At 38.4% G+C, this 18,968-nt stretch carries 21 protein-coding genes, 1 pseudogene and 1 other annotated feature; of the genes and pseudogenes, 15 read left to right on the top strand and 7 right to left on the bottom strand.

Annotated features, from left to right (window positions below; genetic code table 11):
- The first annotated feature begins 12 nt into the window (after window positions 1-12).
- Window positions 13-1,653 carry an ABC transporter permease gene (locus NFR51_RS00110; RefSeq protein ID WP_251711743.1) on the top strand — a complete coding sequence of 547 codons (1,641 nt, stop codon included), beginning with the start codon at window positions 13-15 and terminating at the stop codon, window positions 1,651-1,653.
- A 21-nt stretch (window positions 1,654-1,674) separates the two neighbouring features.
- On the opposite strand, the gene ntdP is transcribed toward NFR51_RS00110, so the two are convergent.
- Window positions 1,675-2,205, bottom strand: a complete 531-nt coding sequence (gene ntdP, locus NFR51_RS00105) for a nucleoside tri-diphosphate phosphatase (protein ID WP_202231041.1) — start codon at window positions 2,203-2,205, stop codon at window positions 1,675-1,677.
- 72 nt (window positions 2,206-2,277) lie between these two features.
- A complete protein-coding gene (locus tag NFR51_RS00100; protein WP_439108845.1) occupies window positions 2,278-3,156 on the bottom strand; it encodes a metallophosphoesterase family protein in 879 nt (292 codons plus the stop codon).
- Between the two features lie 289 nt (window positions 3,157-3,445).
- On the opposite strand from NFR51_RS00100, the pseudogene NFR51_RS00095 reads away from it, so the two are divergent.
- The 3 genes and pseudogenes from NFR51_RS00095 to trhO form a co-directional block, all read left to right on the top strand.
- Window positions 3,446-3,745 (top strand): annotated as a pseudogene (locus NFR51_RS00095) (DUF6287 domain-containing protein); the annotation flags it as partial.
- A gap of 434 nt (window positions 3,746-4,179) precedes the next feature.
- Window positions 4,180-4,638 (top strand): hypothetical protein, encoded by a 459-nt coding sequence (locus NFR51_RS00090; protein WP_251711741.1) that lies wholly within the window; start codon window positions 4,180-4,182, stop codon window positions 4,636-4,638.
- A gap of 92 nt (window positions 4,639-4,730) precedes the next feature.
- Window positions 4,731-5,744 carry an oxygen-dependent tRNA uridine(34) hydroxylase TrhO gene (gene trhO, locus NFR51_RS00085; RefSeq protein WP_251711740.1) on the top strand — a complete coding sequence of 338 codons (1,014 nt, stop codon included), beginning with the start codon at window positions 4,731-4,733 and terminating at the stop codon, window positions 5,742-5,744.
- Window positions 5,745-6,091: 347 nt separating this feature from the next.
- On the opposite strand, the gene yidA is transcribed toward trhO, so the two are convergent.
- Both yidA and NFR51_RS00075 read right to left on the bottom strand, forming a co-directional pair.
- Window positions 6,092-6,904 (bottom strand): sugar-phosphatase, encoded by an 813-nt coding sequence (gene yidA, locus NFR51_RS00080; protein ID WP_251711739.1) that lies wholly within the window; start codon window positions 6,902-6,904, stop codon window positions 6,092-6,094.
- Between the two features lie 27 nt (window positions 6,905-6,931).
- A complete protein-coding gene (locus NFR51_RS00075; RefSeq protein ID WP_251711738.1) occupies window positions 6,932-8,230 on the bottom strand; it encodes an HD domain-containing protein in 1,299 nt (432 codons plus the stop codon).
- Window positions 8,231-8,426: 196 nt separating this feature from the next.
- On the opposite strand from NFR51_RS00075, the gene NFR51_RS00070 reads away from it, so the two are divergent.
- The 6 genes from NFR51_RS00070 (at window position 8,427) to rpmA (ending at window position 12,267) form a co-directional block, all read left to right on the top strand.
- A complete protein-coding gene (locus tag NFR51_RS00070; RefSeq protein ID WP_251711737.1) occupies window positions 8,427-8,804 on the top strand; it encodes a YwiB family protein in 378 nt (125 codons plus the stop codon).
- Between the two features lies 1 nt (window position 8,805).
- A complete protein-coding gene (locus tag NFR51_RS00065) occupies window positions 8,806-9,972 on the top strand; it encodes a DUF998 domain-containing protein (RefSeq protein WP_251711736.1) in 1,167 nt (388 codons plus the stop codon).
- Window positions 9,973-10,052: 80 nt separating this feature from the next.
- Entirely contained in the window at window positions 10,053-10,961 is a 909-nt protein-coding gene (locus NFR51_RS00060) for a diacylglycerol/lipid kinase family protein (RefSeq protein ID WP_251711735.1), read from the top strand.
- A 260-nt stretch (window positions 10,962-11,221) separates the two neighbouring features.
- Window positions 11,222-11,294: a sequence feature (ribosomal protein L21 leader region), on the top strand.
- Between the two features lie 33 nt (window positions 11,295-11,327).
- Window positions 11,328-11,642: a 50S ribosomal protein L21 gene (gene rplU / locus NFR51_RS00055; RefSeq protein ID WP_003136338.1), complete on the top strand. Its 315-nt coding sequence runs from the start codon at window positions 11,328-11,330 to the stop codon at window positions 11,640-11,642.
- 3 nt (window positions 11,643-11,645) lie between these two features.
- The gene (locus NFR51_RS00050; protein ID WP_251711734.1) at window positions 11,646-11,990 is read left to right on the top strand and encodes a ribosomal-processing cysteine protease Prp; all 345 of its coding nucleotides are present in this window, start codon (window positions 11,646-11,648) and stop codon (window positions 11,988-11,990) included.
- Window positions 11,983-12,267 carry a 50S ribosomal protein L27 gene (gene rpmA / locus NFR51_RS00045; RefSeq protein WP_004257956.1) on the top strand — a complete coding sequence of 95 codons (285 nt, stop codon included), beginning with the start codon at window positions 11,983-11,985 and terminating at the stop codon, window positions 12,265-12,267. Before NFR51_RS00050 ends, rpmA begins: the two co-directional genes overlap by 8 nt.
- A gap of 98 nt (window positions 12,268-12,365) precedes the next feature.
- Here the strand turns inward: rpmA and NFR51_RS00040 are convergent, their stop codons facing one another.
- Window positions 12,366-12,998 carry an ATP-binding cassette domain-containing protein gene (locus tag NFR51_RS00040; RefSeq protein WP_251711733.1) on the bottom strand — a complete coding sequence of 211 codons (633 nt, stop codon included), beginning with the start codon at window positions 12,996-12,998 and terminating at the stop codon, window positions 12,366-12,368.
- 6 nt (window positions 12,999-13,004) lie between these two features.
- Entirely contained in the window at window positions 13,005-14,177 is a 1,173-nt protein-coding gene (locus NFR51_RS00035; protein WP_251711732.1) for a hypothetical protein, read from the bottom strand.
- 607 nt (window positions 14,178-14,784) lie between these two features.
- Here NFR51_RS00035 and ald point away from each other — a divergent pair.
- The 5 genes from ald (at window position 14,785) to NFR51_RS00010 (ending at window position 18,402) form a co-directional block, all read left to right on the top strand.
- Window positions 14,785-15,891, top strand: a complete 1,107-nt coding sequence (gene ald, locus NFR51_RS00030; RefSeq protein WP_251711914.1) for an alanine dehydrogenase — start codon at window positions 14,785-14,787, stop codon at window positions 15,889-15,891.
- A 122-nt stretch (window positions 15,892-16,013) separates the two neighbouring features.
- Window positions 16,014-16,982: a PhoH family protein gene (locus NFR51_RS00025; protein WP_251711731.1), complete on the top strand. Its 969-nt coding sequence runs from the start codon at window positions 16,014-16,016 to the stop codon at window positions 16,980-16,982.
- Window positions 16,975-17,448 carry an NUDIX hydrolase gene (locus tag NFR51_RS00020; RefSeq protein WP_251711730.1) on the top strand — a complete coding sequence of 158 codons (474 nt, stop codon included), beginning with the start codon at window positions 16,975-16,977 and terminating at the stop codon, window positions 17,446-17,448. Before NFR51_RS00025 ends, NFR51_RS00020 begins: the two co-directional genes overlap by 8 nt.
- Window positions 17,449-17,468: 20 nt before the next feature.
- Window positions 17,469-17,957: an rRNA maturation RNase YbeY gene (ybeY, locus tag NFR51_RS00015; RefSeq protein WP_251711729.1), complete on the top strand. Its 489-nt coding sequence runs from the start codon at window positions 17,469-17,471 to the stop codon at window positions 17,955-17,957.
- Window positions 17,941-18,402: a diacylglycerol kinase family protein gene (locus NFR51_RS00010; protein ID WP_277613143.1), complete on the top strand. Its 462-nt coding sequence runs from the start codon at window positions 17,941-17,943 to the stop codon at window positions 18,400-18,402. The genes ybeY and NFR51_RS00010 overlap by 17 nt, the downstream gene beginning before the upstream one ends.
- 3 nt (window positions 18,403-18,405) lie before the next feature.
- On the opposite strand, the gene NFR51_RS00005 is transcribed toward NFR51_RS00010, so the two are convergent.
- The gene (locus NFR51_RS00005) at window positions 18,406-18,807 is read right to left on the bottom strand and encodes a ComF family protein (RefSeq protein ID WP_251711728.1); all 402 of its coding nucleotides are present in this window, start codon (window positions 18,805-18,807) and stop codon (window positions 18,406-18,408) included.
- Window positions 18,808-18,968: the final 161 nt, after the last annotated feature.

Raw genomic sequence — 18,968 nt, 5'->3', positions numbered from 1 at the left:
GAGGTGGACATTATGGATAAATCTTTAAATAAAACCTTCAGTATGCTGGAAGCCCTGCTCAAGAGAGATTGGTTGAAGTTGATCTTTTGGATAGTGGGTGTACTAGCCTTTGCTGCATCGGGAGTGGGTAAATTTGAGCTTATCATGCAGACTGACAGTCAAAGGGAAACCATGTTTAATGTTTTTCAAGGCCCAGCCATGACGGCATTGTTCGGTCCTATGACGGTCACTCAAGGCAAGGATTTTACCGCAGCTGCAGCTTATGGCACGACCATGCCTTTAATTACAGCAATAACATTTGCTGTTGTTTCTGTTATCTATGTTGTTAATCGAACACGGAAAGAAGAAGAGGATGGAATTGCTGAAGTTTTCCGTTCTTTTCAAGTTGGAAAACTAGCCAATACGACAGCTCTTGTTATTGAACTCTTTGTTTTACAAGTCTTGATTACTGTGGTTTTGGCGATTTCAATTCAGTTGCAAAATATTCCGGGCATGATTTCTTTTAGCGAAAATCTCTTGTTTGCCTCTGCGATAGGCGTTCAAAGCTTACTTTGGGGCTTGATTGCTCTCGTCTTTGCGCAAATCTTTTCCGATTCAGGCAGCGCCAAAGGTGCCACTTTTGGCTTGCTCGGACTGCTCTATCTTATTCGTATGGGAACAGATACACAAAATGTAAATTGGGGCTATTGGAACCCCTTAAGTTGGTCATATCTGACCAGTCCCTATGTCAAAAATCATTGGCTTCCTTTCTTCCTCGCTCTAGGATTGAGCCTTGTTCTTCTCGCTCTTGCTTATTTCCTTGAAATTAGACGAGATGTCAATGCGGGCTATATTCCAGAGGCGAACGGTAAAGCGCATGCTTCTAAAAGCTTACTCAGTTTTACAGGACTTACACTTCGACAACAACGTACAGCCAGTATCGGTTGGATTTTTGGGCTTTTTGTGCTGGGAATCACCTATGGGTCAATGATTGACCAAATCGGCAGTTTTGTTGAATCCAGTCCAACCATATCCAAACTCTTTAACATTGACCCTCATCTGGCAAACGAAGCCAGCAGGGCGGCAAGTAAAGCCATGATTGAAAGCTTTATGTCAACAATCTTTATGATTTGTGCGGTAATGGTTGCTTGCTTTGCGGTTACTTCACTGATGCGGATGGTAACTGAGGAACGAAAAAATCGACAAGAACTACTTTATGCTCTGCCGATTAGCCGTTATAAAGTTTATGCAACTTATATGATTATCTCTTGGGTATTGGGAGCTCTTGCTCAATTTGCAGTTGTGCTTGGTATCTATCTGGCTCAAGCCAATAACGACAATGCGTTTAGCTTTGCTAAAGTAGCTGCAGCGGGGATGTCTTGGAGTGTTGGAATTTTCTTCATCCTTGGGTTATTGGGTTTACTGATGGCCTTGCTCCCACGATTGAGCGCTCTGATCTGGGTTTATCTTGGTTTTGTTTTCTTCATGAGTTACATCGGTAATATATTGAATCTCCCAGCTTGGTTAAATAATTTTAATATTTTCCATCATATTTCAAGACTTCCAGTCGAAACGATGAACTGGGGCAATTTTGTACTCATACTTGTTTTAGCAGTATTTTTTGCTCTGGTTGGGATGGTTACTTATCGTCAACGTGACTTGATTGGTGACTAAACAAAAAATAGTCCATTCGGACTATTTTTTTAATTGATGATAGCGATTGTACCAAATGTCAACATACTCTTTGGAGAAAGGGCCACGTCCATTGTTAATCCAATCAACAAGAATTTTTACATTTTCCTTTAAAATGTGGTCAATTTCAGGAGAGTAGTTCATTTGTTTCCTGTGACGTTCGTATTCTTCAACGTCCAAGAGCTTTTTCTCGCCATCTTTAAATACTTTTACATCGAGATCATAGTCGATGTATTTCAAGGCCTCATTGTCCAAGACAAAAGGGCTCGCAAGGTTGCAGTAGTAGCTGACGCCTTCCTCACGAATCATAGCAATGATGTTAAACCAAAACTTTTTGTGGAAATAAACGATTGCAGGTTCACGTGTGACCCAACGACGGTCGTCTGACTCGGTTACAAGTGTGTGGTCATTTACACCAATAATTGAATTTTCATTTGTTTTCAGTATCATCGTATCTCGCCAGGTACGATGTAAACTGCCATCATGTTTATAGCTTTGAATCGTGACAAGGTCGCCTTCTTTCGGAAGATTCAAGGCTTCACCAACTTTCCAAAATTCAAAGTTCTCGCTTTCTATTATAGCATAATATTCAAAAAGTTTCTGAACTCAGGTTGGCAGATTAAAAAAGCTTAAACTACTGAGAAACTCCTTTGAGAGATTCTGAGTACGGTAATCTCTCCAAATATCAAGCGCCTTAATTGCCTGATATCTTTTACGCAGATGATAGTGTTCTTCTATTTTATACTCTGGATAATCTTGCAGAAAATCACTGACCATTTGCCATTCATAAGTGTAGCCCAAGGGGCGTGAGTGATAGACAATCCCATCAATTGTTTGAGCAGAAATCCGGTGATGTGCATGCCCAAAGACGACATCCGTAATTTGAGGATGCTGGATAAACAAGTCATGGAAAGCTTGGGAGCCAAGGTAAGCGTTGAAGCGCTCGAATTTTTTATAAGTCGTATTAATGGAAAAAGCCTTATGTGGAACAAAATGCATGGCAATGATGATACGACCCTCAAAATCTAGGTTTTCCAAAAGAGTTTCGAGGGTAGTGAGCGTGCGTTGCGTTGTGATAACATCACTATAGTTACGATGGATTTTGCGATCAAAGTAAAAACTATTTTTAAAGGCTAAAAGTTTCTCCTCCGAGTAGTCCTGAGTGAAAGAGTAATCATACCAGCCATGAAAGCTAATCAAAAGTGTATCGCCAAAATACTTAAGTGAAAAATCCTGTGCATTAATTTCTTTTTCGGATAAATGTACCATATCATGATTCCCAAGATTGTGGCTAATGTCGAAGGGCTTTGATAATTGATTAAAAAAAGGTGCCGTAATTTTTTTATAGTCATTGGACATATCGCCTGCAAAATGTAAGTCTGTTACCTCCTGACTCTGCAAAGTATCAACTAAAACCTTGATTTCAGTATCTGTAAATTCATTAACATCTAAATGCAAATCTGAAAGCAGTGCTAATTTTTTCATAGCTAAATTATAACAGAAGCTCAAGACAAGTTCTAATCGTCCTGACTGAAAATTTAACTGCTGTATCTATGATGGAGCTTTCTTTTCTTCTTCTTTTATATTAGACTAAGGGGTAAGAGGTAAAAAATTAATACTATTGTCTGTTGTGGCGCTTACATCTCTGTCGCTCATGGCCTGCGTATCACAAAAAGCAGAAAGAGACAAAAAATTGAAGAAAAAACTGAAGCCACACGCAAAGTCTCTTCAAAAGAAGTGACACCTTTTGTAAAAAGAAGAAAAGCCAGAAGCCTCTACTGAAATTTCTCAACAACCTACTACAGGAATGCAAGAAGTTGATTTGGATGAAGAGGCTATTTTAAATGGTGATTTTACTACACTTATCGGGAGCTGGAAAGCTGGGAATGGAAATGTTTTGAGTATCAATCCAGATAAAAGTGTAAGTCTTAATGGAAAGGCACAGGCAATTACTATTGATTTTATAAGTTCAGGTCAGAAGATATTGAGCATAAGAGGAGCAACTGGTGTGGCTCGTGCTGGAGCAGCAATTGAAATATTAAAAGTTGGGGAAGAAAACCCGTTCGGTGATTAGTCAGAGCTTTCAAAACCGAGACTTCTTTTAGTACAAAGTGACTTTAATAATCCTGCTGAGGAGTATTTCTATAGAAAATAATTAAAAGATTGTAGGGAATCAAAAATTAATGAAAGCCTATCCTGCTGAATAGTTGCTTCTCTTTGAATTTTGTGGGCAGCACACAGGGTGTTTAAACTCTATCCATTGATATTAGGAATGGCAAACCCGCGTGACAAATGCAAAAAAGTGATGAAGACGAGACGATTTTTCCAGTGATTTTGCCCTAAAAGCTGTGCAGAACCAACTCTATTCTGTTAAAATGTCTAACTTTTATATAAAATTATATTCATAAAGTTGTCATAATAAAATAAAGGTCAGCCTAGAGTCCTAATGATAATTTTGATATAATGGAAAGAGATTAAAATTATCATTAGAAATTACATAGGTTATACATGAAGAATACGGTAAAAATATTTCAAGGGATTTCAAGAATTCTCTTATTCGTTGTTGCTTTAGCTTTGCTCTCAGGAGCTCTTGTTTTTACTGGAGTTCATATGGCCAACAAAAATGTTATAAAAACAGAAGCAAGTGGCGTTATTGTCCGAGGGGATGAGGGCTTTAAAGAGGTCAAGTATACCTTTGAGGGTGTAGAACATCAAGTACGTCCTTTGGATACTTATTTTAGGAAACTTGGAACGATAGATGACAAAATAAAAGTTTATGTGGATAATAATCGTCCGGGACGTGTCTTTTTAACTTATCATGGGGATGGATTGATGCGAACTGCTGGTGTATTGGCTGGATGGGGCTTGCTTTTACTCATTATTTTGCTGGGAGAAAGACAGCTGATGAGTCGAATGCAAAAGCTAGAGGAGCTTGCAGATAAAGAAGATGGAACTGCTCTTTCGTAAGGGGAGCTTTTTTATTTTTTACAACAAACTTTGTTCATAAAAAAACAAGCGCATTGTTTAAAAAGAAAATGAAGCTATGCTACTATAAGGACATGACTATCTTACATAATAAAATTTCAAATAAAGAATTAAAAGAGCGTTTGGCGGCTGAAACAGAGCCTCGCACCACGCTTTCTTTTTATAAATATTTTAATATCATTGCCCCTCAACAATTTCGTGATGATTTGTATAAAAAGTTTGAGGAATTGAAAGTTTTTGGGCGTATTTATATTGCTTCCGAAGGAATCAATGCCCAAATCAGCCTACCAACCGCTAATTTAGAGGTTTTCAAAACGATACTTTATCAAGCTGCACCTGAATTGGATGGGATTCGTCTTAATTATGCAATTTCTGACGATAGAAAGTCCTTCTGGGTACTGCGGATGAAGGTTCGCGACAAAATCGTTGCAGACGGTATTGATGATCCGACCTTTGATCCTTCAGATGTAGGTCATTATCTCAAGGCAGAAGAAGTTAACGAAATGCTTGGAAGAGAAGACACAATCTTCGTGGATATGCGTAATCATTATGAGTATGAAGTGGGGCATTTTAAAGCTGCACTGGAGATTCCATCTGCAACGTTCCGAGAACAATTGCCTATGGCTGTTGATATGCTGAAAGAAGATAAGGACAAGAATATTGTAATGTACTGTACGGGTGGTATTCGTTGTGAAAAAGCCAGTGCTTTTATGAAGCATAAGGGTTTTGAAAATGTTTATCACATTGAGGGTGGCATTATTGAGTATACACGCAAAGCAAAAGAGCAGAATCTCCCGATTGAATTTATTGGCAAAAATTTTGTCTTTGATGAACGGATGGGAGAACGTATCACGGATGATATTCTTTCAACATGCCCGCAATGTGGTGAAGCTTGCGACAGGCATAGAAACTGTAAAAATAAAGCTTGTCATCGCTTGTTTATTCAGTGTTCAAACTGTGCAGAGCGCTTTGAAGGGTGCTGTTCACAAAGCTGTGTGGAAGAACTCAGCCTGCCAGATGAAGATATAAAAGTGCTGATAAGAGAACGTACGGCTGATCCAACTTTTTTTACTAAAAGAAGGATTTAAAAATAAGAGGTGAGAACAGAGCGATAAGCAACAGATTTTAGGTAAAATCCCAAAAGAAAAACGCTTAAAACTGTACATCTTCCAAAGTTAGTTTTTTTCTGTCTAACTTTGGGAGATGTACACTTAGGCGCTTTTTTTGTATGGAAAGTTTAGACCAACTTTCTTTTTAATTTCATGATTTTTTCTGCAAAAGCAGTATTTAGAGATGCAGGCTTACTCAATAAGGCATTTGAGTTGTAACACAACAAGAGATTGGGAGGGTTCTTTTCATTTAGGACATCTTTGGTCTGTATGAGCGACCAATATTACCAGAGATGTTGGTGCCATATAAAGCTTCGTCAAGAAGCTCACTCATAGTCTTTCAAAACCCATTCATTAATTGCATGGGCCACACCAGACTCTGCGTTAGACTTAGTGACATATTTGGCGATTTTTTTCAGTTCTTCCTTACCGTTCTCCATAACAACAGGATTTCCCACAGCTTCAAGCATGGAACGGTCATTTTCTTGATCCCCGATAGCCATGAGCTCATCAACATCTAGGAAAAGCTTCTTGGCTAAATGCAAGACAGCATTCCCCTTGCTCGCCTTTTTATTCATAAACTCTAAGTAGAAAGGTGTCGACTTAACCATATTATAACGTTCAAAAAACTCAAAAGGCAAGTAAGCAATGGCATTATCCAAAATATCAGGTTCGTCAATCATCATCACTTTGGCAATTTCAAGCGCAGCAATTTCTTCGGGTTGGCGGAAGTATAGAGGCATATTAACTAAAGATGCTTCGTGCACAGTGTATTTTCCGATATCTCGATTACTTGTATAAATCCCTTTTTTCGTAATAGCATGCATGTGGACACCGATCTTGCGTGCCGCGGCATCGATATCCAAAACATCCTCGGCTTCCAAAGTTTCCATGATAAACTCTTCCCCTGTTGCACGCTGGACTAGGGCACCATTATAGGTGATGACATAGTCACTATAGTCTGTCAATTCAAGTTCTTCAAGAATATCATGGACACCCATGAGTGGACGGCCTGTAGTGATGACAACTTTTACTCCCGCGGCCTTTGCATCCGCAATCGCTTGTTTAACTTCAGGTGTAATTTTACGGTCAGGGTCCAACAAAGTACCGTCGATGTCAATAGCAATAAGTTTAATCATTTTGTTTGTTCTCTTTTCTAATTTGGTTTAAAGATTTGTACGGATCAATTGGTTAAATTCAGGTTTTTTCAGCATCACTTTTGGAAAATAAAAGCGACTGTTTCCGTGGATTGTACCAGCAAGACTAGCAACGATAGGTGATACTTCAGAAAGCTCAGTCAAACTGCCATCTTTCTGTAATATTTCGATTTGAGTTCGTGGTTTGTTAGAATTTGGACGATAAAAGTCATAAGGCAAGTCAAAATTGTTATGTGTACCTGTAAAATAGTGTGAATCAAAACCTTCTCTTTCAACAAGTTCTCGCAGCTGATCCAAAAGAGGAGCCTCTGAGCTAAAGAGATCGAGTTGTTGCTCTTGATCTTGGGTAAATTCGATTGATTTGAGCAAATGGCGGTTGATATACATGCTGGCAAGTTGGGACAAAGTATCGTCTGTGTTAGACATCCAAGATTGGAAATAAGTATTCATCACCCCGTCATCTAGAGAAAGATAGTGATGTAAGTTCTGCCTATTTTCAAAGAAAGGCACCAGCCCTGGACTTGTCTGAGCAAAATATTCTTGATCTAACTGGTATAAGACCTTTGCTCTTTGAAGCAAGTTTTGCAAGATAACCTCCATTGAACGACTGGCGGGGTGAAAATAAACTTGCATGTACATTTGATAACGACTGACGATGTAGTCTTCAACGGCATGCATACCGGAAACTCTAAAGACTATTCCGTCTTCATGAGGGGCAATGACACGTAAAATTCTTGTCAGATCAAACTGGCCGTAAACGGCTCCGGTATAGTAAGCGTCCCTTAAAAGATAATCCATTCGGTCAGCATCAATTTGACTAGAGATAAGCTGGACAACCTGAGGGTTGGGATAGTCATGTGAAATAACAGAAGCAACTTGTTCAGGAAAGTCGGGTCCTACCTTGCGTAATACAGCATTAATCTCAGTAGAGGGAGCGGTAATAATTTCTCGAGTCATCACTTCATGATCTGTAGCAAAAAGGCTTTCGAAAGTATGCGAATAAGCTCCGTGCCCTACATCATGTAATAAAGCAGCACATTGTGTAACGAGATTTTCCTCAGGATTCCATGTTTCTGGGTAGCTCTTTGTGAACCAGTCTGTTATAGTTTTTGCAATGTGATAAACACCCATGCAGTGAGAAAAACGACTGTGTTCAGCCCCATGAAAAGTATACGAAGATGTTCCAAGTTGTTTGATACGGCGCAGACGTTGAAATTCCGCAGTGTTGATTAAGTCATATATGATTTGGTTTTCTACGTGAATATAGTCATGGACAGGATCGCGAAAGACTTTTTCGAGATGAGCCATAAAAACCTCCTTTGCATTTGTAAGTAAAGTTTTTTGGGGAAGCCATTGATTTTTAAAGCAATTTTTTTCAGATAAGAGTTATCAAAAGCCATCAGCATCTAGATGAAAACTCTTGCATTACTATGATTTAATTATAACTGAATTTACTGCAAATTGCCATTTTACTAATAATGCAAGTTATAGTAAAATAACACTTATGGAAATTATTATTCGGAATCGCATTATTATTGATGGACAAGAAGAATTTATTCGTGAAACTTTTGAGGGGGAGGTTAAAAAATTAGGAAGTAAAATTGCATTGTATTATAAAAATGCTGAGGAAGAAAAAGTACTAATAAAGTTTGATGAAAAAGAGTTGAGCATGACGCGCTATGCTGAAAAGCCGGTAGTCATGCGTTTTCATAAAGAAATGCCCACACACACAATCTATGAAGGCTTGGGGCGCTTAGAAATTGTGACAGATGGCTTTCATATGGATGAAGGGTTAAACCATGTGAAGTTGAAGTATCGTTTAGCTCAGAATGATATTCCCATCGGAGAGTACCGCATGAGAATTGATTGGAAAAGGAGTTGATATGAGAAAAATACTTCTCCCTAAGGAACTTTATGAGCAGTTGGATGTACCAAGAGAAAAAGAAATTGAAGTTGTTAAAAACAGTAAGAACAGTTTTACCATACGTGCAAAGGCACCAAATAAAAAAGAAGATGCAGCCCGAGTCTTTCTGATACCAACGGTAATCAGTACGCTTCTCTTTTTTATTGTTAGTCAAGTGATGGGCCTGAAACAGATTTATCTTTCAGGTACTGAATCGATTTCTACGGGAGTTTTAGTCATTGCTAATGCTGTTGCCTTGACATCTTTTATTACTGCATTTATTAAGAAGCGGAAAGAACTCTATCACATGATGCGCCCTCAAGTGTACTGGAGAACTTTTCTTTCCGTTATTCTTTCAGTCTTTATTATTGTAACATTAGCATTAATTGCTCTATTTTGGTTTTTAAACCAGCTGTTTTATGGCTTAAGTTTTGATGTGTTTACATCGGTCTTGATTTTTGCTATTTTTTCAGCAATTTTGAATTATCTACTTATCTTTGTTGTGGACACGTTTTCTATACAAATGATGATTAATATGCTTATCATGGTATCTGTTGGTGGGTTGGTAGCAAGTATGGCAGCCAACAACAACCAATATTGGTGGCGAAAAAACTTTAGCTTATTGGGCACCAGTGAGTCAAATACGAGCTTGCAATTTAATATGACCTTGGTGGTATCAGCTGCTTTGATGATTGCCTTGTTTGATTATATTTTTGTACTAATTCGTGAGAAATTAGGAAAGCGGCTACGCTTTATGGTTCTGCAAATTTTGCTGACCTTGTGTGCGATATCTATTGCGTTGGTTGGCTTAATTCCGAACAATGGTACGGGATTGGCGCATATTATGCACGATGTTGCTGCACAATTAATTGTCTTCTTTATGAGCTTGTCTATCCTCGGCATCCGTTGGTTTTTGCCAGATTTAGATAAAAATATGTACCGTATTTCTTATGCTCTTGCTTCCTTGATTGCCCTAGGCTATTTCTTATGGCATCCCTTACATTATCTTAGTCTCACAGCCTTTGAAATTCTTTCCTTTAGTTTATCATTCGCTTGGATTATGCTTTTAATAAATAATCTTGTAAGAATACTGTTCAATACTCGAGTAATCTATCTTGTTGATATTGCTAAAGAGAAAGACGTTTAACAGGAATGAAATAAAATTTTTTATTTGTGCCCTTACAAAAGAGAAAAAGTTATTTTTATATAAAATGAATAGAGGAGAAAATGAAAAAAGTAAAAGTGTTTTACAATCAATCTTCTGGAAAGAATGATGAAGAAGAAGTCTTAAATACAATCAAAAAGTTTTTTGATAAAAAGGAAAATCAAGATTTTCAGTTAGAGTTTGTGAATCCAGATAGCCCAGAAGAAGCTGTTCGCTTGGCCAAAAAAGCAAGTCAAGAAAAGACAGACTTGATAATGGCTTTGGGAGGCGATGGCACGATTAACAAAATTTGTGGCGGAGTTTTTGAAGCTGGTGGAGATTCAATTTTAGGAATTATACCAAACGGGACGGTGAACAATCTTTCCAAATCACTTCACATCCCCCAAGACATCGAAGCTGCACTTGAGAATCTAAAACATGGCAGGAGGCAAAAATTTGATATAGCCAAGGTGAATGATGAATATATGATTTCAAGCTTAACACTTGGTATTTTGGCAGACATAGCTCAAAATGTGAGCAGCACTGAAAAGAAAAAGTTTGGACCTTTTGCCTATCTAAAGGATGCCTACAAAGTCATTCGTCATAATAAAAGTTATCATATCGAACTCAAATATAACGGTAAAACACAAGCTTTAAAAACAAAACTATTACTGATTACGATGACAGATACTATAGGTGGAAGGCAAGCACTTTCACTGGATGCTAAGGTTGACGATGGCCTTATTCGAGTTTATTCTTTGAAGGAAATTCATCTTCTCAAAATTTTATTCCACTTAAATAAGTTACGTAAGGGGAAAGTGGCGGATTTTATGGACATTACTTATTTTGATACCGATCATTTAGAAATAAGTACACAGTCAAATAAAACGAAAGATGTTCCTTATTCAAGAATTGACGGAGATAAGAGTTCTCCGCTTCCACTGGACATTAAAGTTTATCGCAAAGGTCTGACGACTATCGTGCCTAAATAAAACGTGTCTCTAGCTTCAAGTTATGACCTGTTTTTCTTAACCGAAAGTAGTTTTGAGATATACAACAGATTTTTCCTTCTTCTTTTGTAGGAATTGTTACAGCATCCTTCTTCAAAATATAGATATGAGAGAAAAGAGTGGGTACGCTCTCTTTTCTACTTTGGAATTTAGCAAAATACAGAGATAAAATTATCCTTACCGTGCCTCTTGAAATTAAGAGGTATTTCTGTTATACTTATGTAGTTGTCTTTGTGGTCTCCCATAAAGTACAACCGCACGAGGTATCGTTCAAGTAGCATAAGCTCACGGTCCAAGGCGAGTCTTACAGCCGTTTAACGGCACAAAATCTAACAAGGAGGAATCACAATGTCAAACTACGCAATCATCAAAACTGGTGGTAAACAAGTCAAAGTTGAAGAAGGACAAGTCATCTACGTTGAAAAACTTAACGTTGAAGCAGGTCAAACTGTAACTTTTGATGAAGTTGTTCTTGTTGGCGGTGCTACTACTAAAGTTGGTGCTCCACTCGTTTCAGGTGCGACAGTTGTCGGTGAAGTTGAAAAACATGGTAAACAAAAGAAAGTTGTTACTTTCCAATACAAACCTAAAAAACACTCACACCGTAAACAAGGTCACCGTCAACCTTACACTAAGGTTGTCATCAAATCAATCAACGCTTAAGGCATGATTGAAGCAGTTATCAGGACAAAGCGGGATAAAATAGTTTCCTATGAGATCTCGGGGCACGCTGAATCAGGTGAATATGGCCACGATGTGGTCTGTGCAGCTGTCAGTGTCTTGTCAATTACAACAGCGAATAATCTCTATGAAATGGCAAAGATTAAACCCATTGCCAACATGGAAGAAGGTTATCTCTATGTTGAAATACCTTTGAGTACTCCTGAAAGACAAGGCGAGTTGGCTCAGACACTGCTCCAAGCATTTGAAAATGCTATGCGAGAAGTATCTAAAAACTATAGCCAATACATTACACTTAAAATTGAAAATGGAGGGCAATATAATGCTTGAACTTAATCTGCAACTCTTCGCCCACAAAAAAGGTGGGGGTTCTACTTCCAATGGTCGTGACTCACAAGCGAAACGTCTTGGTGCTAAAGCATCTGACGGTGAACTTGTAAGCGGCGGTTCAATCCTTTTCCGTCAACGTGGTACACATATCCATCCAGGTGCTAACGTTGGTCGTGGTGGCGATGACACTCTCTTCGCTAAAATCGAAGGACACGTTAAATTTGAAATGAAACGTGGTAAAAAACACGTTTCAGTTTACCCAGCAGTCGCTAAATAATGGTAAACGAGTCTCTCTTTGGAGAGGCTTTTTTTGTAAATATAAAAGAAAAGACAATGAGGGAAGGCCATTCTTAATGGGCAGATTCATGTCTTTTTTTACATAAACACTTGTGTTTCACGGATTAATTTTTGTGCTTCCTTAAAGTCTAGGACATCATCAAAGCCATATTTTGAAAGAAAATAAACCTTATCGCAATATCTTTCAACTTCTTCCAAGATGTGTGAAGTAAGCAAGATAATTTTTGTTTCAGAAAGCTCTTTTAAGATTTGAAATGCTTTGGCACGCATTGCATTGTCAAGTCCATTTATCAGTTCATCGACGATGATAACATCTGCTTCAAGACTGACCGTATAAATAAAGGCCAGTATTTCTTTCATACCTAGAGAATATTTTTTTATCGGTTTTTCAAAGAAACGTGAAGCGGAAAACAAGGGCATATATTTTTGGGCATGTTCCCACTCCTTTCCTCTCAAAACTTTAATATAGTCCGCTGCTTTGAGATTGCTATCAAAAATATCAAGTGTCGCCACATAGGAAACTCTTCCTTGATGCCAACCATCAGAGATAAGAATCTCTCCCTCAAAATTCATCTCATCATTGATTGCAGTAAAAAGGGTAGACTTTCCTGTTCCGTTTCGACCGATGATGCCATAAAGACCAGGTCTATCAAGGGTTAAGCAAACGTTACTGAGTGTGTGAGTTGTCAAGTTGTTTATTGCAAGCTTCATAATATATTATGCCTTTCTATAAATATACTTTGTAAAAAGGAAGTGGCTTGTGCTATAGAAAATAATGGTACAAGAGAGAAGAACAAGAGCACCAATCCCAAGTGAATCCCTACCAAAGAGAAAATCTCCAGAAGTTGGCCACGAATTTTCACCGTTTGAAAACTGAAAGACGGTGTTGATATCTAAGTAGGTCAAAGGAATCCATTTGATGATTGTCTTCATCACTTCATGCGTATGGATAACGGAAAAAGTGACTAGCAGTAAAGCGATAATCGCCGAAGGGATATAAGCCTTTCTGATAAACTGTGAGAGGAGCTGTCCTAAACTTGTAATAAATAGGATGGCCAAAAGCAGATAGAGCAGACGCCAGAGCAACTCCTCACCCTGAAATAAATCATAAGTTGCCCCAACGACAAAGTTAGGAAAAGTCCAAGAACCAATGCCAAATTGGAGTCCAGCGATGAGCGCAAAGACAAGTAAGGCAGAAAGGATAAGCAGGAGCACAAAACCAGCAGGGATAAACAGATGTTGGAAATGTAGCACTTTTTTATTCTTTTTCATCAGGTGATAATAACGCAAACCATTAGGCATTTCCATCGCTAAGGTGTCCCCACAGATGAAAGTCAGCAGGATTAAACCATAAAGTCCTCCTAAGCCAATCAAAATATATTGGGCAGCGCCTAGGCCTGAGGGGTTGAGTCCTGGAGCTTGGGTAAAGTCTTGCCCGCTGGCTAGGACTTGGTGGTACCACTTTGACATTGATTTGATATGCTCATATCCCCCAGCAAGAGGAGGCTCTTCGCCTTTCTTTTCAGCTTCCTCTAATTTTTTTAGCATCTTTTCGTTGTGAAGGTTCTCTAAACGCCAGAACTCATTGTAATTGTTTTCTTCTAGTGTTTGAAGTTTTGCTTTGTCCGCCTTCACCTCTTCCTCATATTCAGCTAAAGAATTTTTATTTTCTTCTGAACTGTCTCCAGATTCAATGAGATTTTTGATTTCCTTAATACTCTTTTCAGTGGCCTTGATGTTTTCCTGTGTTGTGTTTTCTAGTTTGTATCCATTAGGAAGATTAGTCCCCACAGTTTCAAAGGCAATGAACTGGAGAATTAAGCCGATCAACAATAAGGAGAGCAGGACTTTATTCTTATTACTGCTTACAAATTTTTTTAGTATAAACATATTTTTCCCCTTAAAAAGAATGAAGGGAAAATAAAGTATCTTCTCCTTCTGTCATTTCTTATTTTATTTAGTAAATATGGTAAATGTAGTCTTGATAGTAACGTGTTCTGTTTCTATTAGGATAGAGTGGAGTTCTTCTGACCCTATAGCCATTTACAACCCTCAACTCACGATAAAAGGTCTGAACAAGCTTTCCGTGTGGGGGATATACTCTTTGATGCACGACAGTCCCAACCCAGACTCTGGGCGCTGGTCTCGGAACGTCATTGGCCTGCGCTAAACCAGATCCCGAAAAAAGTGCAAGAGCAGTGAGCGCAGCAATGATGATTTTTTAAGATTTTTGCTTGGCATATGTTTTCCCAATTTCTATATAAATTATTGCGATACTATGTTTCAGTTCCTCCTTTCAATACATAATATCTTTTCTGTCTTACACTATATTAGACGTAAATACATTTTACTTTTCACTAAAAATATATTTTGTAGAATAGAAAACAAAAATTTCTTATTCTTCTAGAAAGGGGTGTTTTTTTCCCTTTCTCAAAGTTAAGCGCTTTATTTATGCTATATTTACTCTATAATGGATACAGAAAGTGGAGGAAAAACAATGATTATAGGTGTTGTCAAAGACCTGAAACAAGGAGAAGAAAGAGTGGGCATGACACCAGAAAATGTAAAAATTCTGGTAGAGGCCGGTCATCAACTTTTTGTAGAAAATAAAGCTGGTGCAGGAGCTGGTTTTTCAAATGAGCAGTATATTGAAGCTGGTGCTGAGATTGTTGACCGTGCCAAGGCTTGGGAAGCAGAACTTCTTGTCCGGGTAAAAGAACCCCTGGAAGAAGAATACCAATACCTTAAACAAGGTCAAATCATTTGGGGCTTCTTGCATTTGCCAGCCAACAAAGCCTGCGTAGAGAAGATGATGGAAATGAATATTACGGCTTTTTCCGCTGAAAATATTGCGGCTGATGGCATTTTTCCTCTTTTGAAACCTTTAAGTGCTATTGCAGGGAGACGCGCAGTTAATCTTGGACAGTATTACTTGGAGAAACAGCATGGAGGGCAAGGGATTCTGCTTCCAGGTATTCCTGACAGCGGGATTGAAGCAGGACATGTTGTGATATTTGGTGGTGGAACGGCTGCCGAGAATGCAGCAGACATCGCCTTGAGCATTGGCTGTTCAGTTGTTATATTGGAGCTGAATGATAAACGTATACAGGAACTTGAAGCACGTTATTTAGGAAAAAACATTCAGATTATTAAGTCAACAACAGAAGCTTTGGAAGAACATATCAAAGAAGCAGATGTATTTATTTCAACAATTTTGATACCTGGTGCTAAACCGCCTAAACTTGTGAAGGAATATATGGTTAAGTCGATGAAACCTGGTTCAGTTATTGTGGATATTGCTATTGACCAGGGGGGAACAGTTGAAACGATTGAACATGCAACCAGTCATGCAAACCCCGTATTTGTAAAACATGATGTTATCCATTATGCAGTGCCTAACATGCCAGGAGCGACACCTAGAACATCAACTTTAGTGATGTCTAAAGGTAATATAGAATACTTGAAGCTCATTGCAGATAAAGGTTTAGATGAAGCGTTGACCGCAAGTCTTCCTCTTACCTCTGGCATGAGTGTCTATAAAGGACAGATAGTTTCTCTTGCTTTAGCGGAATCTATCGACCTGCCCCATGTAGAGAAAAAATAAGCTAAAAATCATTGAGATATTTGTCTCAGTGATTTTTTATTTGCAGGTGTGAACACGTATAAGCTCTGAAATATGATATAATGAGACAAAGATTATAAATAAAAGAACAGGAAGGTATTTGTTTGGCTAAACATTCCGTAGAGTTTAAGTTGGAAAACCCCGAAGATGCAGTTTTACTTTTTGGTTCACAGGATAAAAACGCACAGTTGATAGAATCTCAACTTGCTGTTGATATCAACTACAGGGGAGAAAGGGTGCAGATTTTTGCGGATAACGAGAATGCTCCTGAGCAAGCACGTAAGGTTCTGCAAGCGCTCTTGGTCTTAATTTCACGGGGATTACCTGTACACAGTTCAGATGCAATGATTGCAATCAAGATGGTGTTGGAAGATAATATTGAAAATTTCATCACACTTTATGAAATTGAATTGACGAAAGATGCTGTGGGGACACCAATCCGCTTAAAAAATGTGGGCCAAAAACTTTATGTAGACAGCGTAAAGCATCACGATGTCGTGTTTGGCATAGGACCTGCAGGGACAGGCAAAACTTTCTTAGCTGTTGTTATGGCTGTTCAAGCATTGCGTAATGGACAAGTGAAGCGGATTATCTTGACACGTCCGGCTGTTGAAGCTGGTGAAAATCTTGGATTCTTGCCAGGCGATTTGCAAGAAAAAGTAGATCCTTATCTGCGTCCTGTTTATGATGCTTTATTCCAGATTTTAGGAAAAAATGCAACCGAACGGATGATGGAGCGTGGAATTATCGAAATTGCACCTCTAGCTTACATGCGTGGACGTACTTTAGACGATGCCTTTGTTATCTTGGATGAGGCCCAGAATACAACAACGATGCAGATGAAGATGTTCCTCACGCGCTTGGGATTCAACTCAAAAATGATTGTCAATGGGGACATTTCACAGATTGATTTGGCTTCTAAAGTAAAATCTGGCTTGATTGATGCGCAGGAAAAACTTTCTGGTTTAAACAGTATTGATTTTGTCTATTTTACAGCTAAAGATGTCGTTCGTCATCCTGTCGTGGCTCAAATTATCAATGCTTATGAGAAAAAAGGAGACAAACATGTCTGAAGGCTATGTTCTTGACTTGCGCAAAATATTAGGTCCCCGACCACTTGTGATTGCTTGTGCGAGTCTCATTATTTATAATGATGAAGGGATATTGCTCCAAAAGCGTAAAGATACAGGCTGTTGGTCTTATCATGGGGGTTCGATTGAGCCGGGAGAAACGGCAGAAGAAGCTGCAAGACGTGAACTGTTCGAAGAACTAGGACTGACTGTGAGTGACATGGAATTATTTACAGTATGTTCTGGAGAAGAGCAACATTTCTGCTATCCCAACGGTGATGAAGTGCATATCGTTGATGTTGTTTACACAAGTAAAGAATTTTCGGGAGAAATATTTCTTGAAGCCAGTGAAGTTATAGATGCACGTTGGTTTCCTTTTGAGCAGTTGCCTAAAGATATTATGCCTTCGACCCAAACACCTCTTTTAAATTTTGCGAAAAAGATGATAGAACAAAAGCATATAAAGTAATAATAAATGTAGGGAAGATAATGTATATCGAATTAGTTGATGAAACGGAACAAGTTTCAGAAGAAATTATTGAACAAACAGAAAAGCTATTAAAATTTGCGGCAGACTATATTAAGCTTGCGGAATCGAAGGAAATGGCTGTAACCTTTGTTGATAATGCACGTTCACAAGAAATTAATCTGAAATATAGAGAAAAAAATGCACCAACGGATGTCATTTCTCTCGAATACAAGCCAGATGAAGAAGAATTTTTCTTTGACGAGGATATGGAGATTCCGGAAGAATTGATGGCAGAGCTAGATCCCTTTATCGGTGAGCTCTTTATTTCAATCGATAAGGCAGCAGAGCAAGCAGAAGAGTATGGGCATTCTCTTAAGCGTGAATATGGTTGGTTAGTGGTCCACGGCTTCTTACATATTAATGGTTACGATCATTATACTCCAGAAGAAGAAGCAGAAATGTTCGGACTTCAGGAGGAGATTTTGACTGCTTATGGACTTAAAAGATAAAGAAAAAGATGTAAAAATTTTTAACAAGGAAGATTTTGCTGACGGGGAAATTCCTGAGAGTTCAGGGCGCAAACGTTGGAAAAATACTAATATTGTCTCCAGTATGGAGTTTGCGATTACTGGGATTTGGACGGCTTTTAAAGAAGAAAGAAACATGCGTAAGCATGCTCTTTCTGCAGTATTGGCTTTGATTTCAGGTATTGTTTTTCAAATTAGAGAGTTTGAGTGGCTTTTCCTTTTTCTTGCTGTTTTTTTGGTTTTTACTGCAGAATTGTTAAATTCAGCTATAGAAAATGTTGTTGATTTAGCTGCAGATTACCAATTTCATTTGCGGGCCAAGAGAGCTAAGGATATGGCTGCTGGAGCTGTTTTAGTTATCTCAGGTTTTGCTTTGCTTGTAGCCTCTTTTATCTTCCTACCTAAAATTTGGGATATTTTTTTCTAAGAGTTAGCGACAAAGGGAGAAACTTTTCACGTCTTGGACACCTGCTTCTTTTAGAATCGCTATAGCATGCTGTAGGGTACGCCCTGTAGTATAGACATCATCAACAAGTAAAACTTTTTTAGGAAGCTTTACCTTTGCTTTTAGAGTGAAGGTATTTTTATTTTGTAGTCTTTTATTCCTGCTAAGAGTGTGCTGTGAAAGTCCCTCCTCTTTTTCCAATAAAGGCGCGAAGTGAAGATGATCAATGAAGCCTAGAACCTGGTTAAAACCTCTTTCCTGCAAGCGTTTTTCACTTATAGGAACAGGAACAAGGGTATAATCTTTTTCTTTCTTAAAGTGGTGACTAAAGGCTTTACGTAAACGATAATCTCCCATAAATTTATAACGACTAAAATAATCTTCCATGGCTTCGTTGTAAGTGAAGACCGCTTGATGCTTGATGATTATCCCTTCCTCTTCTTCCCAGAAGTGGCAATCTGAACAAATACCTGGACTAATGTCAAATAATTAGACAGAAAATGAGCTATGTTTTCTTAAAATAGTTTTCCTCCTTCTGATTTGGAGTT

It is taken from the genome of Lactococcus ileimucosae, assembly GCF_943193185.1.
Lineage (GTDB): Bacteria > Bacillota > Bacilli > Lactobacillales > Streptococcaceae > Lactococcus > Lactococcus ileimucosae.
The sequence above is the reverse complement of the archived record's forward strand: the minus strand, read 5'-3'. Positions and strand labels throughout refer to the sequence as shown.

What these genes read in the sequence shown, in the direction of transcription:
- yidA (WP_251711739.1), bottom strand. Translation starts at nt 6,904, where the DNA reads ATGATTAAACTTATTGCTATTGACATCGACGGTACTTTGTTGGACCCT.
- NFR51_RS00090 (WP_251711741.1), top strand. Translation starts at nt 4,180, where the DNA reads ATGAAGAATACGGTAAAAATATTTCAAGGGATTTCAAGAATTCTCTTA.
- trhO (WP_251711740.1), top strand. Translation starts at nt 4,731, where the DNA reads ATGACTATCTTACATAATAAAATTTCAAATAAAGAATTAAAAGAGCGT.
- NFR51_RS00070 (WP_251711737.1), top strand. Translation starts at nt 8,427, where the DNA reads ATGGAAATTATTATTCGGAATCGCATTATTATTGATGGACAAGAAGAA.
- NFR51_RS00110 (WP_251711743.1), top strand. Translation starts at nt 13, where the DNA reads ATGGATAAATCTTTAAATAAAACCTTCAGTATGCTGGAAGCCCTGCTC.
- NFR51_RS00065 (WP_251711736.1), top strand. Translation starts at nt 8,806, where the DNA reads ATGAGAAAAATACTTCTCCCTAAGGAACTTTATGAGCAGTTGGATGTA.
- ybeY (WP_251711729.1), top strand. Translation starts at nt 17,469, where the DNA reads ATGTATATCGAATTAGTTGATGAAACGGAACAAGTTTCAGAAGAAATT.
- ald (WP_251711914.1), top strand. Translation starts at nt 14,785, where the DNA reads ATGATTATAGGTGTTGTCAAAGACCTGAAACAAGGAGAAGAAAGAGTG.
- NFR51_RS00075 (WP_251711738.1), bottom strand. Translation starts at nt 8,230, where the DNA reads ATGGCTCATCTCGAAAAAGTCTTTCGCGATCCTGTCCATGACTATATT.
- NFR51_RS00035 (WP_251711732.1), bottom strand. Translation starts at nt 14,177, where the DNA reads ATGTTTATACTAAAAAAATTTGTAAGCAGTAATAAGAATAAAGTCCTG.
- NFR51_RS00020 (WP_251711730.1), top strand. Translation starts at nt 16,975, where the DNA reads ATGTCTGAAGGCTATGTTCTTGACTTGCGCAAAATATTAGGTCCCCGA.
- NFR51_RS00100 (WP_439108845.1), bottom strand. Translation starts at nt 3,156, where the DNA reads ATGAAAAAATTAGCACTGCTTTCAGATTTGCATTTAGATGTTAATGAA.
- NFR51_RS00040 (WP_251711733.1), bottom strand. Translation starts at nt 12,998, where the DNA reads ATGAAGCTTGCAATAAACAACTTGACAACTCACACACTCAGTAACGTT.
- NFR51_RS00060 (WP_251711735.1), top strand. Translation starts at nt 10,053, where the DNA reads ATGAAAAAAGTAAAAGTGTTTTACAATCAATCTTCTGGAAAGAATGAT.
- rplU (WP_003136338.1), top strand. Translation starts at nt 11,328, where the DNA reads ATGTCAAACTACGCAATCATCAAAACTGGTGGTAAACAAGTCAAAGTT.
- NFR51_RS00005 (WP_251711728.1), bottom strand. Translation starts at nt 18,807, where the DNA reads ATGGAAGATTATTTTAGTCGTTATAAATTTATGGGAGATTATCGTTTA.
- NFR51_RS00050 (WP_251711734.1), top strand. Translation starts at nt 11,646, where the DNA reads ATGATTGAAGCAGTTATCAGGACAAAGCGGGATAAAATAGTTTCCTAT.
- NFR51_RS00010 (WP_277613143.1), top strand. Translation starts at nt 17,941, where the DNA reads ATGGACTTAAAAGATAAAGAAAAAGATGTAAAAATTTTTAACAAGGAA.
- rpmA (WP_004257956.1), top strand. Translation starts at nt 11,983, where the DNA reads ATGCTTGAACTTAATCTGCAACTCTTCGCCCACAAAAAAGGTGGGGGT.